Raw genomic sequence first — 13,993 nt, forward strand, 5'->3', positions numbered from 1 at the left:
TCCATTTTTACGTATTATTTCCCCATCATCCATTGCTCAAAGTGCGGGAAGTACTTTGCTCCCCAGAAGGTATAGCGCGGAATGATGGCAGTGTTGATCCTATGCTTGAAATCAGTGAAATTCTTCTTCTCGGCTGGTGACCACAGCACTTCGCTCAGCGCCGTCATACGCGGGAACACCATGTACTCCACTTTGGCCGTACTACCAATATACTCTGTCCACAAATTAGCCTGCGCCCCGATGATGTAGTGGCCCAGTTTCTGTTCGCGCAATGCAGCAGGTATAGGCTCAAAATTATACACAGCGTCCAGCGGGTTGTAACCGTGTATGGCCAGGCTGTCGTTCGGGTCTTTGGACTGGTAGTGGTCAAAGTACAGCGGGTGGCCTGGCGCCATGATCACCTGGTGACCACGGGTAGCGGCTGCTATACCTTCCTTCTCTCCTCCCCAGTTCATGATCAGTGTCGAAGTGCTCAGGTCGCCTTCCAGGATCTCGTGCCACCCGATCACTTTCTTGCCCTTAGCAGCCAGGTATCCGGCCACTTGCTCTACAAAATAGGTCTGCAGTCCTTTCTCGTCCTTCAGGTTATGGTCTCTGATGAAAGCTTGCGAAACCGAGTCTTCTTTCCACCATTTCTTGCTTGTTTCGTCGCCACCCAGGTGGAAGTACTCATATGGAAACAGGTCGGCTACCTCCTGAAAAACAGTCTCCAGAAACTGGAAAGTAGCCGGATTAGGCTGCAACACGTTGTTCTGGCGGTTATACATACCCCAAGTAGTGGCTACGTTCCAGGTAGTGTCGGGTCGGGTGCTCAGCTCAGGGTAAGCGGCAATAGTGGCGCGACTGTGGCCCGGAATATCGATCTCAGGTATGATGTTGATGCCGCGAACAGAAGCATAGTTGATCACATCGAGTATTTCGTCCTTGGTATAATAACCGCCATAGCGGGTACCGTCATACCTTGCCGGCTGGTCTTTGAAGTGGCCGATGAGCGTTTCCTTTCGCCATGAGCCCACCGAGTTCAGCTTTGGGTAGGACTCTATTTCGATGCGCCAGCCCTGGTCGTCGGTCAGGTGCCAGTGGAAGGTGTTGAACTTGTGAAAGGACAGGTAGTCGATGTACTTCTTGATAAACTCCACGGGGAACATGTGCCGCACTACGTCCAGGTGCATGCCGCGGTAAGCGAAGCGTGGGTAGTCTTTGATCTTCACATCCGGAATTTTCGCCTCGCGCACCTGCTTGATAGGGAATAGCTGCAAAAGGGTCTGTATACCATAGACCATGCCGCCAGTATCTTTGGCCCGAATCGTTACGTCCTTGCCCGATACGGTCAAGGTATACATCTCGGCTTTGTCGATGGTTTTGGTGTCGAAAACAAGACGGATGTGGTGACTGGCTTTGGGTTTAGTTGCCGCATTGGAGTATAACTGTAAGTTCAATCCCGTTTGGGCTGCCAGCATTTCCTGCAGAAACTCCGCCTGGGACCCGAACTGCTTATCGAACACGATTTGTGTCTTGCTGTTGATGCTCACATGCCCCCGACCCTCTTTAATCACTTCAACAGGTATAGGCATGATGTCGTCCGCGGACTGGGCGGTGGCCAGGAAAGGTATAGAAAGGGCTAGTAGTGTGGTGGTGATTAACCGGCAAAAAGTAGATCGCATGTCGTGTTTTAGGTTTGTGCAGTCTATGGACTAGTGTTGGAACGCTTGGTTTAATGGGATTGGTGTGGAATTGGTCTTCATGGAAGTTCGTGTATAGGTATATAAATTAATTCATAGCGTGAGCGTCTTTGCTCGTGCTGGGTATAGAGGGGCCTCTGGCCCATTTGTGTATACTTGCATGAGCAGCTTGCTGGGCCAGAGGCCCCACGATAGTAAATCACGAGCGAGGACGCTCGCGCTATAGCCATCACGATTGATCATGCACGATTTGGGTAGGCCCCGACCTGGCCCTACAGTGTAGTAGCAATGCTGCGTAGCACCCCGACGTTACGCTGTAACGTCGCTACATCTTAATTCCTAAACTCTCTATCTCCTAAACTCTCCAACTCCCAAACTTAACTCAGCTTCTCGGGTGGTAATCCCTGATCACCTGCTTCAGATAATCCCGGTCGAGGTGGGTGTAGATTTCGGTGGTGGTGATGGACTCGTGGCCCAGCATCTCTTGCACGGCACGCAGGTCGGCACCTCCCTCAATCAGGTGTGTGGCGAAGGAGTGGCGGAAAGTATGGGGACTCACCGTTTTCTGTATACCTGCCTTGGCGGCCAGGTCTTTGATGATCGTGAAGACCATCACCCGTGTCAGTTTAGCACCGCGACGGTTCAGAAACACAAAGTCTTCGTGGCCTTTTTTGATGGTGAGGTGGCAGCGCACGCCCTCGCGGTAAAGTTGAATGTGCTTGAGCGCATCGCGCCCGATCGGCACCAGTCGCTCCTTGTCGCCTTTGCCGGCCACTTTCAGAAAGCCCATGTCTTCATAGAGGTTACTCAGTTTCAGCTCCAGTAATTCTGACACACGCAGGCCCGAACTGTAGAGCGTTTCGAGCATGGCGCGGTTGCGCGTGCCCTCCGGCGTCGACATATCGATGGCAGCCAGCAGTTGCTCTATCTCGTGAAAGTGCAGCGTGTCAGGTAGTTTGCGGCTCAGTTTCGGGGCTTCTATCGTTTCGGTGGGGTCAGCGGTGAGCATGTCCTCCATGATCAGGAACTTGTAGAAAGCCCGTATACCTGACAGCGTGCGTGCCTGCGAGTGCGGCGTCATGCCCAGTTCGGCCACCCACTCCAGGAACTCGCGCAAAACAGGAGGAGTTACCTGCTCCGGCTGCACGGCTATACCTTTTATGTCCAGAAAATCAGTCAGCTTGCGGATATCGCGCAGGTAGGCCTCCACGGAGTTACCGGACAGCGACTTTTCCAGGCGCAGGTACTGTTCAAACTGGGTAATGCAGATGGACCACTTCATAGGTATAGCACAAAACTTTCTTTTGTCAAAAAATCAAAGCAAAGATAGTTAATCCTTAAATTGCAGACGCTGATTTCAGCTGAAAACGCATTTATACCTTAAAACTATGAAAATCCTGATCCTGAACGGCCCCAACCTCAATCTTTTAGGTGTTCGCGAAAAATCTGTCTATGGCTCGGAGTCTTTTGAGTCCTATTTCGAGGAGCTCAAGGAAGCTTTCCCGGCCATGGAGTTATCCTATTTCCAGTCCAACACCGAGGGTGTGCTCATAGACAAACTGCACGAAGTGGGCTTCAGCTACAAGGGCATCGTGTTCAATGGCGGCGCCTACACCCATACCTCCGTGGCCCTCTCCGACGCCATTAAAGCCATTGAAGCGCCGGTAATTGAGGTGCACATCTCCAACGTATACGCCCGCGACGCTTTCCGGCACAAGAGCATGCTGGCGCCGTTTTGCAAAGGCGTAATCACCGGTTTCGGGCTGGAGAGTTACCGGATGGCCCTGCAATATTTCGAGCGTATGAAGCCGAAGCAGATCGGTTTTGGCTCGAAAAAATAACAGTACAACACTAAATTTCCGTTCACTAAATATCGTATGACGTATATAGTAGCAATACTATAATTGTTTTATATTTCCCGCATGCTGAATTTCTTCCCTGGTCCGTCAAAACTATACCCTGAGGTGCGCACCTATCTGACAGATGCGTACGACGAAGGAATTATGGATGCTCCGCATCGCGGAGAACAGTTTGTGCAGCTCTCCCGCGCCGTGGTGGGCTCGCTCAAGCGTCGCCTCAATATTCCACAGGATTACTCTATTTACTTCACCTCTTCCGCCACCGAGTGCTGGGAGATCCTGATCCAGAGCCTCACCAAAAAGAAGAGCTTCCACATCTACAATGGCTCATTTGGCGAGAAATGGTACGAGTACGCCAAAAAAATGCGCCCTGAAGCAGAAGGTCACCGGTTCGATATAAACGAAGTGATGCCCGTGGAGTCGCTCGACATCAGCACCGACACGGAACTGATCTGCATCACCCAAAACGAAACCTCCAATGGCACCCAGGTAACAGCCACCTCTATCCTCAACCTGCACAACCGCTTCCGCGACACGCTCACGGCCGTGGATGCCACTTCGTCTATGGCGGGCCTTAACCTGAAGTATATCAAGGCGGATATCTGGTTTGCATCGGTGCAGAAATGCTTTGGGCTGCCGCCTGGGCTGGGTATACTGGTATGCTCCCCGCGTGCCATTTTCCGGGCCAAGCAAATGAACGAGCGCAACCACTACAACAGCCTGGTGTCGCTTTACGAAAAGATGCTGAATTACCAGACAGTACATACGCCCAACACGCTCAACATTTACCTGCTCAAGCGCATGCTCGAAGACCGGCCTTTCATCAAGCAGATCGACATCGACCTGATCGACCGCGCCAATGAGCTTTATGAATTCTTTGGGCAGTTCATCGACTTTAAACTCCTGATCGAGAACGAGGAAGTACGCTCCAAAACGGTGCTGGTGCTGGAGGCGAACGAGCGCCTGGTGGAGGACATCAAGAAGCGGGCCCTGCACCACAACATCCGGTTGGGCAACGGCTACGGCCCCTGGCAGCGCAATACCTTCCGGGTCGCCAATTTCCCGGCCATCGATAACGAGGAGTATGAAGAGCTAAAACGCTTTTTCCTGCATTATTACGCCTAAGAATCCTACCTTTGCGGCTTGTTAAATGGTTGCGTATCGCAATCTACTGTATACCTGCATCTTATAGTTTGCTGGAGTTACGATTTAACAATTAACCACCAACACTTAAAAGCATGTTCAGTTTCAAGGAAATTGCGTCAGTCACGCTCATTCTGTTTGCGGTAATCGATATCCTCGGCTCTATCCCTATCATCATCGATCTGCGCAAGCGCGAAGGCAAGATCGAATCTGAGAAAGCCACGATCATTTCGGGTATTTTGATGATCGTGTTCCTGTTTGTGGGCGACGGCATTCTGAAACTATTCGGCATCGATTTCGAGTCTTTTGCCATGGCCGGCGCCATTATCATTTTCCTGATCGGTCTGGAGATGATCCTGGGCAAAGACCTTTTCCACTCTGACCCTGAGGTAAAAAGCGGCTCCATCGTACCGCTGGCGTTCCCGCTCATTGTAGGGGCCGGCACCATGACCACCCTGCTCTCCCTACGTGCTGCTTACTCACTGCCCAACGTGCTGGTGGGCATTGTCCTGAACCTGATGTTTGTCTACATCGTTCTAAAAGCTTCGCCATGGCTGGAGCGCAAACTCGGCAAAGCCGGTGCCAACGTACTCCGCAAAGTGTTCGGCGTTATCCTGCTGGCCATCGCCATTAAATTATTCAAAACGAATCTACCGATTTAGATTTAGTGATTGAGTGATTTAGCGAATGAGTGGATTATTATTTTTCTCACAATCACTCATTCACTAACTCACTCAATCGCTAAATCAAAAGGTACTCACTCATTCACTCAATTTAAAATATGATCGAGCTTTTTACAGACGGTGCTTCACGAGGGAATCCGGGTCCGGGAGGGTATGGCACCATCCTGCGCTGGAAAAACCACGAGAAAGAACTGACTGCCGGTTTTCGCAAGACTACCAACAACCGCATGGAGTTGCTCGCCGTAATTGTGGGGCTCGAGGCGATCACCAAACCCGGTATTCCTGTCACGGTCTACTCCGACTCTAAGTATGTGGTGGATGCCGTGGAGAAGCGCTGGGTTTTTGGCTGGCAGAAGAAAGGCTTCGCTGGCAAAGCCAACGGCGACCTTTGGGCCCGGTTCCTACGGGTATATGCCAAGCACAACGTCAAGTTCGTCTGGATAAGAGGCCACGCCGGTCACCCTGAAAACGAGCGTTGCGACGAACTGGCAGTTGCCAGCGCGCTGGCGCCTAATCTGTTGATTGACGAGGGGTTTGAGTCGGGGATGTATAACTCGAAGTGATGATGAGCGAATGGATAATTATAGATGAGTAAAGAATAATTAAACAACATGATTGCACTGGATGGCTTGGTGGCGGTAGTATATGTAGCAATCTTATTGCTGCTGTCAGCGCTTGTTGTTTTTCTGGCTGTTGGTGTGGTCGTGGTTTTAAGAAGACCGAACCGTATCGTAGCCGTCTATTTCACAGCAACTCCAGTGCTATTTCTTGTTGGCTATCTATTGACACACGCTTTCAACAACCCTGATTTTATACTTATCACCGCAGCTGTTATGTTACTTTTCAATAGCGCATTCCTTCCCTACACAAAAAAGCACCTAAAAAGAGCATAAGCCATTACTCATTAGTCATTAAATAACCTTGCCTAACACTTACTTCCAATTCAAGCAGTTCCGTATCAATCAGGACCAGTGCGCCATGAAGGTATGCACCGATTCCTGTGTGTTTGGCGCTTATGTGGAGGCGAGCAAGGCGAAGCAGGTGCTGGATATGGGGACGGGGACGGGTTTGCTGGCGCTGATGGTGGCGCAACGGTCGGAGGCTGTAGTGGAGGCAGTGGAGATTAACCCGGAGGCGCAGGCGCAGGCAGCACAAAATTTCGAAGAAAGCCCTTGGGCGGAACGATTGAAACTCCACCCCATGCCTCTGCAGGAATTTGCCAGGACCTGCACGCAGCAATACGACGTTATCCTGTCGAACCCGCCGTTTTTTCTGGCTTCGCTCAAGTCTGATGATGCCGCCAAAAATACCGCCAAGCACACCGGCGACCTGCTCTTTGAAGATATTCTGACTTTTGCGCAGGAGCGTCTGGCTTCGCACGGAAAACTATACCTGCTCCTGCCACCGGCCGAGGCGCAGCACTTTGCCGAACTTGCCAGATCGTACCGGCTATACCTGAACGAGACGCTGGAAGTATACACCCGCACCGGCGGCAAGTGCATCCGCCATATCCAGACCTATACCTTCGCACCGACGGAAACGGCCATCACTAACAAGCTCGACATACGCCAGGATGATGGCACAACCTACACGGCTCCCTTCGCTGAGTTGCTGCGCGCATATTACCTGATTTTCTGAAACACGCCGGCAGCGATACCTGCTAATGTGCCGCTTTTACCGTTTCTACTTCCACAAAGTCGACCCCGTATCCTTTCAACTCTTCGAGCACCGGCTCGTATAGATCGGGATAAATAGGGATCACTACGCCGCGACGATCAATTTTGCCCTGTAGCAGAAGCTTTGCCAGTATACCTACCGGCAGGCCCACAGTTTTGGCCATGGCCGTTTGTACTTCGTCGTCGCCTAGCACTACCAGCGAGGAAGTGAGTTCATGCTGCTCGCCGTTCAGTTCGAACTCAAACAGGTGCTGCATCACAATCATGTCTTTGTCACCAGGCTCCAGCTTCCATTTGCCGACCAATATCTTTTCGAGTACCTGCGCCGGTGTGGCCACCGTCATCCCCAGTGGAGTTTCTTCAAACAGACCGAGCCAGTTCAATTTTTCCAGTACCTCCCCTTCTGGTGCTATACCTACATAGCGGCATAGGCGCTGCTGAGGGGTTTCGTCCGGAGAGGCTGCCGGTGGTAGGAAGGCGTCGAGGTAGCTGCGGTTTGTCATGCTCTCCACCCCTTCCAGGTCGTAGGTATCGTCGGTGAGGCCAAGTTGCACAAACACGTCCCAGGCAGCGCAGTAGCCAATGCGGCGCAGTGTGCCGCGCAGCATGGTAGGGATATCCTGCAACCCGTAGTGCGCCCGGTAGCTGAGCGAATCGCGGTTGGCATAGCCGTCGAAGTGGCCATAGCCTTCTACGTACAACTCGTCGGTGCGCTTGAACAGCTGGTGGTATGGAATGTACTTGTACTCGCCGTTTTTGATGTACTTGGCCGTTCCCTGCCCTGCCAGCACCACATTGCGCGGGTTCCAGCTAAACTTGTAGTTCCAGGGGTTGTTGTCCGACTCCGGTGCTACCAATCCGCCCGTGTAAGACTTGAAAGAGGTGATTTTACCGCCCATACCCTGCACGCGCTGAATAACGGCCATGGCCGACATGTGGTCTATCCCCGGGTCAAGACCCGATTCCATCAGGATAGTCAGGTTCTTGCTTTTCGCCTCCTCGTGCAGCTCCCTGAACTCCGGTGAAACGTAGGAGGCCGTGATCAAATGCTTCTCCTGCTGAAGGCACTCCCGCGCTACTTCTATATGGAAGATGGCCGGCAACAGCGAGATTACCAGATCGGCCCTGTTTACCTCAGCTGCCCGCTGGGCCTCATCGTGCACATTAAACACGATGGCTTCGGCAAAGTCCAAAGGTGCGATCTTGCTTTGCAGGTGGCCCACGTGGATGTCTCCAATGGTGATGTGCCAATTCTCGGCAGGAGCGTGTTGTAAGAGGTACTGGATCAGCGAAGAGGCGGAGCGACCGGCTCCAAGCACGAGTATTTTCTTCATAGCATTTGTATCGTTGCGTTTGAATTTAGCAATTAGCCCCTGCAAGGCCAACCTTTTGCATTGTTTTATCAGAATATTCCGTTAAATTTATAGCCCTTTTCTAATTTTTATACCTAAAAGGTCTTAAATGGCAAGTGAGCTGAATATTCATATCTGCATCGACGTACTCGACTCGACAAACGAACTTACCCAACAGGAACGCGACGCGATGTCGCTCGCGCAGGAGGCAGCAAACGATGCCTACGCTCCTTACTCCAACTTTCTGGTAGGCGCTGCTCTTGTGCTGGAAGATGGTACCCTGTTTAAAGGCAGCAACCAGGAGAATGCGGCTTACCCATCTGGTATGTGCGCCGAGCGGACGGCCCTGTTTGCCACAAGCGCCCATTATCCGAACAAAAAAATAAAGCTGATCGCCGTAACCGCCCGACGCAGAAGCGAGCAGCACTTTTTGCCAGCTATGCCCTGCGGTGCCTGCCGCCAGGTAATGGCCGAGTATGAGCACAAACAGGGCGAAGCTATACCTGTGCTTCTGCAAGGCCCCGATGGCAAATTCTACCGCCTGCGCAGCGTCAGCGATCTGTTGCCTTTCCAGTTCAACAAAGAACACCTTTAATTGAATGAGTGATTGAGTGATTGAGTGATTGAGTGATTTTTGAATAAGTGGTTGAGTGAATTGTCAGTTTGTTGATGGCTAAATTGTTTAATTGTGATTAGAAAAATCAAATTCACTAAATAAATCATTTACTCATTCACTCAATCACTCAATCAAAAATGAACTCGCACAAACTGACAGTGCCTCGCACGGCGCGCTACTATACCTTGGGCACCTCCTCCGAGCACACCCGCGATGTTTGGGTGGTTTGCCATGGGTATGGACAGTTGGCTCGCTACTTTTTAAGGCACTTTGCGGTGCTGGACGATGGCGCTACCCTGGTGGTGGCGCCAGAGGCACTGTCACGATTTTACCTCGATGGGTTTTCGGGTAGGGTGGGCGCTACCTGGATGACCAGGGAAGACCGGCTTTCGGAAATTGAGGACCAGGCTGCTTACCTGAACTTACTGTTGCAGGAGGTTTTGCTGCAGGTGCCGGCAGATGTGCGGGTACATGTGCTGGGCTTTTCGCAAGGCGGTGCCACAGTCTGCCGCTGGCTTTCCACGAACCAGGTGCCTTGCCGGCATTTGGTGCTCTGGGCAGCCTCTTTTCCCGAAGATATTGAGTTTGAAACAGGTAAAACAGCATTTGCAGGTAAAGCAGTAGATGTGGTATACGGCACGCAAGATGAATTTATTACGCCAGACAAGCTGCAGCACCAGCAGCAAATCATGAACCGTCTCGGAATTTTACCTCAAATCCACACCTTCGAGGGAGGGCATACCATAACCCCGGATCTGCTGCTTAAACTGAAAGCTTAATCTTTCACCTATCTTTCTTGAGACAAAACCTGGCTTTAACGCCGGAGTTATTGTTATAACATATGATACACTTTTATTAAGTATAGCACCCCGGAAATACCCATTTCTAGGTATTTTAGTTAATGTACAAATAGATATATACAAATTTAAAGAAAAGTTATTTAAATTTGTGGTGATCTAACTGTAACAAACCCATTTCCATTTCATATCTACTTTATTTAATTCCTATGAGGAGAAATCTCTACTTATCCTTTATTTTCTTTTTACTCGCGTTTTCTGCCCTTGCACAGGGCAAGATTAACGTCGCTTCGAATTTCCCGGATGCCAAGTTCTTTTTACTCAATGATGCGGACAACAGCACCGTGAGCGAACTCGGTGTCGGAAGCATAGAGCTGAAGCTGAACAAAGACTCCCGCAACCGCATAGCTGTGGTGAAAGAAGGTTATGAGCCTGTGATCCGGGAGTTTCCGCGCACCATGAAGTGGGACAAAGACCAGAAAGTTGAGCTGGCCAACCGCCTCATCGACATCAGCGTAGAGCCTTATGATGCGGAGATCTACATTGACGGCCGTCTGGCTGGCACCAAACGCATTAACCTGATCGTGGAGAAGGACAAGTTCCTGAATGTAGAGGTAAAAAAGCCGGGCTTCGCACCGCAAACCAAGGTATACTACAACCAGAAGGACCGCGAGGCGCCTCCCGTAAAAGACTTTTTTGAACTAAAAGACCGCCAGGTGCGACTGGAAGTGATTCCGGCCGACGCCTCCGTGGCGCTGAACGGGGTAGTGACCGGCCGCGGCAACACCGATGTGAGCGTTCCGTTTGGCACCTGCGTAACCGTGACCGTTACGAAAGACGGCTTCGCTGAGGTGGTGCAAGTGTTCTGCAACAAACCTGCCACAGACCCGCTTCCTCCGCTGCGCAGCCGCGCCCTGCTCGAGGACCGTCTGGTAAAAATGACTACATCCCCAGCTGATGCCAACATTGAAGTGGCTGGCAAAGTGGTTGGGGTGGGTAAATACGACCTGAAAGTACCCAAGAACGGCTGCGTGGAAGTACGCGTGATGAAAGACGGTTTCCTGCGCTACATCAAAAACTACTGCAACCAGGAAAACATGCAGGCACCGGAGCCGACTGAGTTCGTAGAACTAGCTGTGGATGAGGCCTATACCTCTTCTATCTCTTCCGACATGGCCAATGTGCGCATCACCATACCTGTGAACAAAGGAGTAGACCCGGCCGACGCCTGGAGAATCCTGAGCTCAATCATCACCAAGCGTTTCGACGTGCTGGAGACAGTGGACTACAACACCGGTTACCTGACCAGTGCCTGGCAGGTGCAGAACTTCAACGGCGCCAACATGATCCGCACCCGCGTGATCGTGAGCAGCGGCGGTAACTCCAACGACCTGACCTATGTGGTGAAGATCGTAAGCCAACGCCACGAGCGGGAAAACAACACGGCACGCAACATTAGTGTGAAAGATGACGAGGACTTTAAAGACTGGGGTCGCCTACTGAAGCGCTACGACGGTCTGATCGAGGAGATTCAGGCACGATTACAGTAAGTTTTTATACCTCAGGATCATAACAAAGCTCCGGCCAAATCGCCGGGGCTTTTCTTTTTAATGGCTTCTCATACCATACAAGTACAGAATCCTGCAGCTTATTGCAGCGTAAGTCTAAATTAAGTCTTAGCTTTAATACACGAATTGCCCGTTGTCGGTTATACCTGCCCATGTCACAAACAGAGCCTTTCTTCAGATTCGACTGGTTTGCTGCCATTCTGTTGGTAGGCGTGGTGCAGGGCTTCTTTATGAGCCTGCTGTTCCTGGCCAGGCGCCCGCACAGGCAACCCTACCACCACCTGCTCTTGGCGGCGCTGGCCTTCACCTTCGCCTGCATGGTGCTGGAGGTTTTTCTGTGCTACAGCGGCCTGATGTTCCGCACCTTGCACCTGGTTGATTTCTCGGAGCCGGCAAATTTTGCTGTTGGTCCGCTCACGTATCTGCTTTTCCGGAGCCTAAGCGGTTACAAGTGGACGAAGCGGCAGTGGCTGCATTTCATTCCTTTTGCGGTGTACTTCCTCTACCACATCCTTTTTTACATTCAGCCGGAGGAAGTCAAATACAACGCTTACATCAGTGCCTACTTTCCGGAGATGGCGCGTTTGCCGGTCACCATCGAGCTTTTCTGGGACCCGCTGCACTGGACTTGGTATGTGAACGAGCTGACCATACTGCACATTCTCGTCTACATTATCATGTGCTTTCTGCTTTTAAGGAAAAAGAACACAACGGAATCCCCAATCCCCTACTTCTATACCTGGGCCAGGTTTCTGCTCTACTTCTTTGTTGCCACGCTGGTGCTGATCGTGGTCGTGAAGCTAAGTTACGAACGCGACCTGGGCGATCATTTTCTGGCCATTTTCCTGGTGCTGCAGCTCTTTTTTGCGAGTTACAAGATCATCACCGATTCTGCTTTCTTCCAGCCCGTGGTGCAGGTGAAGTATGAGAAGTCTGCCCTGAGCGAGGAGGCCAAGCAAGACCTGATCCACAAGCTCAAAGCGGCCGAGCAGGAAAAATTCTATACCCTGCCATCTGCTTCCCTCCCTACCCTGGCCAAACAGCTGCATACCTCGCCCCACTACCTGTCGCAGAGCCTGAACGAGCGCCTGGGCAAGAGCTTTTTTGAATACCTGGCAGAGCTGCGCATACAAGAGGCCAAAGCCATCCTGGCAGACCCTGCTCAACAGCACCTGAAAGTAGAGGAAGTGGCCGAGCAGGTAGGCTATATGTCGAAGTCCGCCTTTAGCAGCGTGTTTAAAAAATACACCGGCCAGACGCCGGGGCAATTCCGCAAATCAGCCGTTTCCGGCTCCGTTTAAGTACTTCCCTATAAATTAGCACCCCGCCCTTATCGGCAGATTCTTCTGATGAGGTCTGCTTTAGCGATGTTTGTATCAAACTAAAACGCTATGGAAAATCAGATCAAAATCAGACGCTACGAGTTCGACTGGCTGCGGGTGCTGGCCTTTTCGCTCCTCATATTTTACCACACCGGCATGTACTTCGTCAGCTGGGACTGGCACGTCAAAAACCCGGTTCTCAGCGAAACGCTGCAGGTGCCCATGATCTTCATGAGCCAGTGGCGCATGTCGCTCATTTTTCTGGTGTCGGGCGTGGGCGTATACTTTGCAATGGGATTCCGGAGTGCGGGTACTTTCGCCAGAGACAGGCTCAAGCGCATTTTGCTGCCCTTGGTCATCGGGATGCTGCTGGTCGTGCCGCCACAGGTATACTTTGAGCGGGCAGCGCAGGGTACGGCCACCGATTACTGGAGTTTCTATTCTTCTATTTTTGAATTTGAGCCCTACCCGGAAGGCAACTTTAGCTGGCACCACCTCTGGTACCTGGCTTACATCTTTTGCTACAGTCTGCTGCTTCTGCCGCTGCTGGCATATCTGCGCCGGGCCAGCGTGCATACGGCAGGTATACGGGGCTGGGTGCTACTGACAGCGCCAGCGCTGTGGCTAAGTATAGGCGGTGTGCTTCTCAACGAACGCTTTCCGGCCACTAACGCCCTGATCGATGACTGGGCCAACCATTTCCTGTATATCACGGTCTTTCTGATCGGCTTTCTGTTGATGAAAATCCCTCAGCTGCAGGATCAGGTGCGGGAGATACGCTGGCACAGTCTCGCCTTGGCAGGTATAACGCTAGCCCTCCTGTATACCTTTTACTGGTTTAAGGACAGAGACCTGAGCGGGATGGAGTTGAACTTCTACTATGTATTAAAACAAAGTAATCGCTGGTTTTGGCTGATGGTAATACTCGGGTTCGCCATGCAGCACCTCAACCTGAAAAACAAATACCTGGCGCAGGCCAACGAGATGGTATACCCATTTTACATCCTGCACCAGACCGTGATCGTGGCATTGGGCTATTACCTGCTGCAGGTAGACTGGAGCATCGGCTTTAAGTTTGCATTTATGAGCCTGAGCACCTTCGTTATCTGCTTCCTGCTGATCAGATACCTGATCATGCCATTCAATTGGCTCCGTATACTTTTCGGCATGAAATCCGTCCAGAGAATAGAAACGCTGCGACTTACGGGACTAAATATCGAGAAGAGAAAGGAAAGTGAGCCCGTTGTGAGCAGTTGGGAGGTTCGGCAATGATGTCCGGGAAGAAGAGTCAGCAA

The 13,993-nt window shown here is 51.5% G+C and carries 14 protein-coding genes; 11 read left to right on the top strand and 3 right to left on the bottom strand.

Annotation, left to right across the window (positions count from 1 at the left end):
- Positions 1-14: 14 nt before the first annotated feature.
- Together BD749_RS07300 and xerD are read right to left on the bottom strand one after the other, a co-directional pair.
- Positions 15-1,664: a beta-N-acetylhexosaminidase gene (locus tag BD749_RS07300; RefSeq protein ID WP_101443759.1), complete on the bottom strand. Its 1,650-nt coding sequence runs from the start codon at positions 1,662-1,664 to the stop codon at positions 15-17.
- A 400-nt stretch (positions 1,665-2,064) separates the two neighbouring features.
- Positions 2,065-2,964: a site-specific tyrosine recombinase XerD gene (xerD, locus tag BD749_RS07305; protein ID WP_101443760.1), complete on the bottom strand. Its 900-nt coding sequence runs from the start codon at positions 2,962-2,964 to the stop codon at positions 2,065-2,067.
- Between the two features lie 106 nt (positions 2,965-3,070).
- Here xerD and aroQ point away from each other — a divergent pair, with 106 nt between their 5' ends.
- From aroQ to BD749_RS07335, 6 genes are all read left to right on the top strand, one after another.
- Positions 3,071-3,523 (top strand): type II 3-dehydroquinate dehydratase, encoded by a 453-nt coding sequence (gene aroQ, locus BD749_RS07310; RefSeq protein ID WP_101443761.1) that lies wholly within the window; start codon positions 3,071-3,073, stop codon positions 3,521-3,523.
- An 81-nt stretch (positions 3,524-3,604) separates the two neighbouring features.
- Positions 3,605-4,666: an aminotransferase class V-fold PLP-dependent enzyme gene (locus BD749_RS07315; protein WP_101443762.1), complete on the top strand. Its 1,062-nt coding sequence runs from the start codon at positions 3,605-3,607 to the stop codon at positions 4,664-4,666.
- Between the two features lie 113 nt (positions 4,667-4,779).
- Positions 4,780-5,346, top strand: a complete 567-nt coding sequence (locus BD749_RS07320; protein ID WP_101443763.1) for a MarC family protein — start codon at positions 4,780-4,782, stop codon at positions 5,344-5,346.
- Between the two features lie 119 nt (positions 5,347-5,465).
- Positions 5,466-5,930 carry a ribonuclease HI gene (rnhA, locus tag BD749_RS07325; RefSeq protein ID WP_101443764.1) on the top strand — a complete coding sequence of 155 codons (465 nt, stop codon included), beginning with the start codon at positions 5,466-5,468 and terminating at the stop codon, positions 5,928-5,930.
- A 48-nt stretch (positions 5,931-5,978) separates the two neighbouring features.
- Complete coding sequence (locus BD749_RS07330) at positions 5,979-6,260, top strand: hypothetical protein (RefSeq protein ID WP_101443765.1); 282 nt, start codon at positions 5,979-5,981, stop codon at positions 6,258-6,260.
- A 28-nt stretch (positions 6,261-6,288) separates the two neighbouring features.
- Positions 6,289-7,005, top strand: a complete 717-nt coding sequence (locus tag BD749_RS07335) for a tRNA1(Val) (adenine(37)-N6)-methyltransferase (protein ID WP_101443766.1) — start codon at positions 6,289-6,291, stop codon at positions 7,003-7,005.
- Positions 7,006-7,027: 22 nt separating this feature from the next.
- On the opposite strand, the gene BD749_RS07340 is transcribed toward BD749_RS07335, so the two are convergent.
- Positions 7,028-8,377 (bottom strand): saccharopine dehydrogenase family protein, encoded by a 1,350-nt coding sequence (locus BD749_RS07340; protein WP_101444689.1) that lies wholly within the window; start codon positions 8,375-8,377, stop codon positions 7,028-7,030.
- Positions 8,378-8,504: 127 nt separating this feature from the next.
- Here BD749_RS07340 and cdd point away from each other — a divergent pair, with 127 nt between their 5' ends.
- The 5 genes from cdd (at position 8,505) to BD749_RS07365 (ending at position 13,970) form a co-directional block, all read left to right on the top strand.
- Positions 8,505-8,990 (top strand): cytidine deaminase, encoded by a 486-nt coding sequence (cdd, locus tag BD749_RS07345; RefSeq protein WP_101443767.1) that lies wholly within the window; start codon positions 8,505-8,507, stop codon positions 8,988-8,990.
- Positions 8,991-9,148: 158 nt separating this feature from the next.
- On the top strand, positions 9,149-9,790 hold the full coding sequence (locus BD749_RS07350) for an alpha/beta hydrolase (RefSeq protein WP_101443768.1): 642 nt from the start codon (positions 9,149-9,151) through the stop codon (positions 9,788-9,790).
- Between the two features lie 227 nt (positions 9,791-10,017).
- Positions 10,018-11,358: a hypothetical protein gene (locus BD749_RS07355; protein ID WP_101443769.1), complete on the top strand. Its 1,341-nt coding sequence runs from the start codon at positions 10,018-10,020 to the stop codon at positions 11,356-11,358.
- Between the two features lie 170 nt (positions 11,359-11,528).
- Entirely contained in the window at positions 11,529-12,677 is a 1,149-nt protein-coding gene (locus BD749_RS07360) for a helix-turn-helix domain-containing protein (protein WP_245868893.1), read from the top strand.
- Positions 12,678-12,767: 90 nt separating this feature from the next.
- Positions 12,768-13,970 carry an acyltransferase family protein gene (locus tag BD749_RS07365; RefSeq protein WP_101443770.1) on the top strand — a complete coding sequence of 401 codons (1,203 nt, stop codon included), beginning with the start codon at positions 12,768-12,770 and terminating at the stop codon, positions 13,968-13,970.
- Positions 13,971-13,993 lie beyond the last annotated feature (23 nt).

This window comes from Pontibacter ramchanderi (assembly GCF_002846395.1).
GTDB classification, from domain to species: Bacteria; Bacteroidota; Bacteroidia; order Cytophagales; family Hymenobacteraceae; genus Pontibacter; species Pontibacter ramchanderi.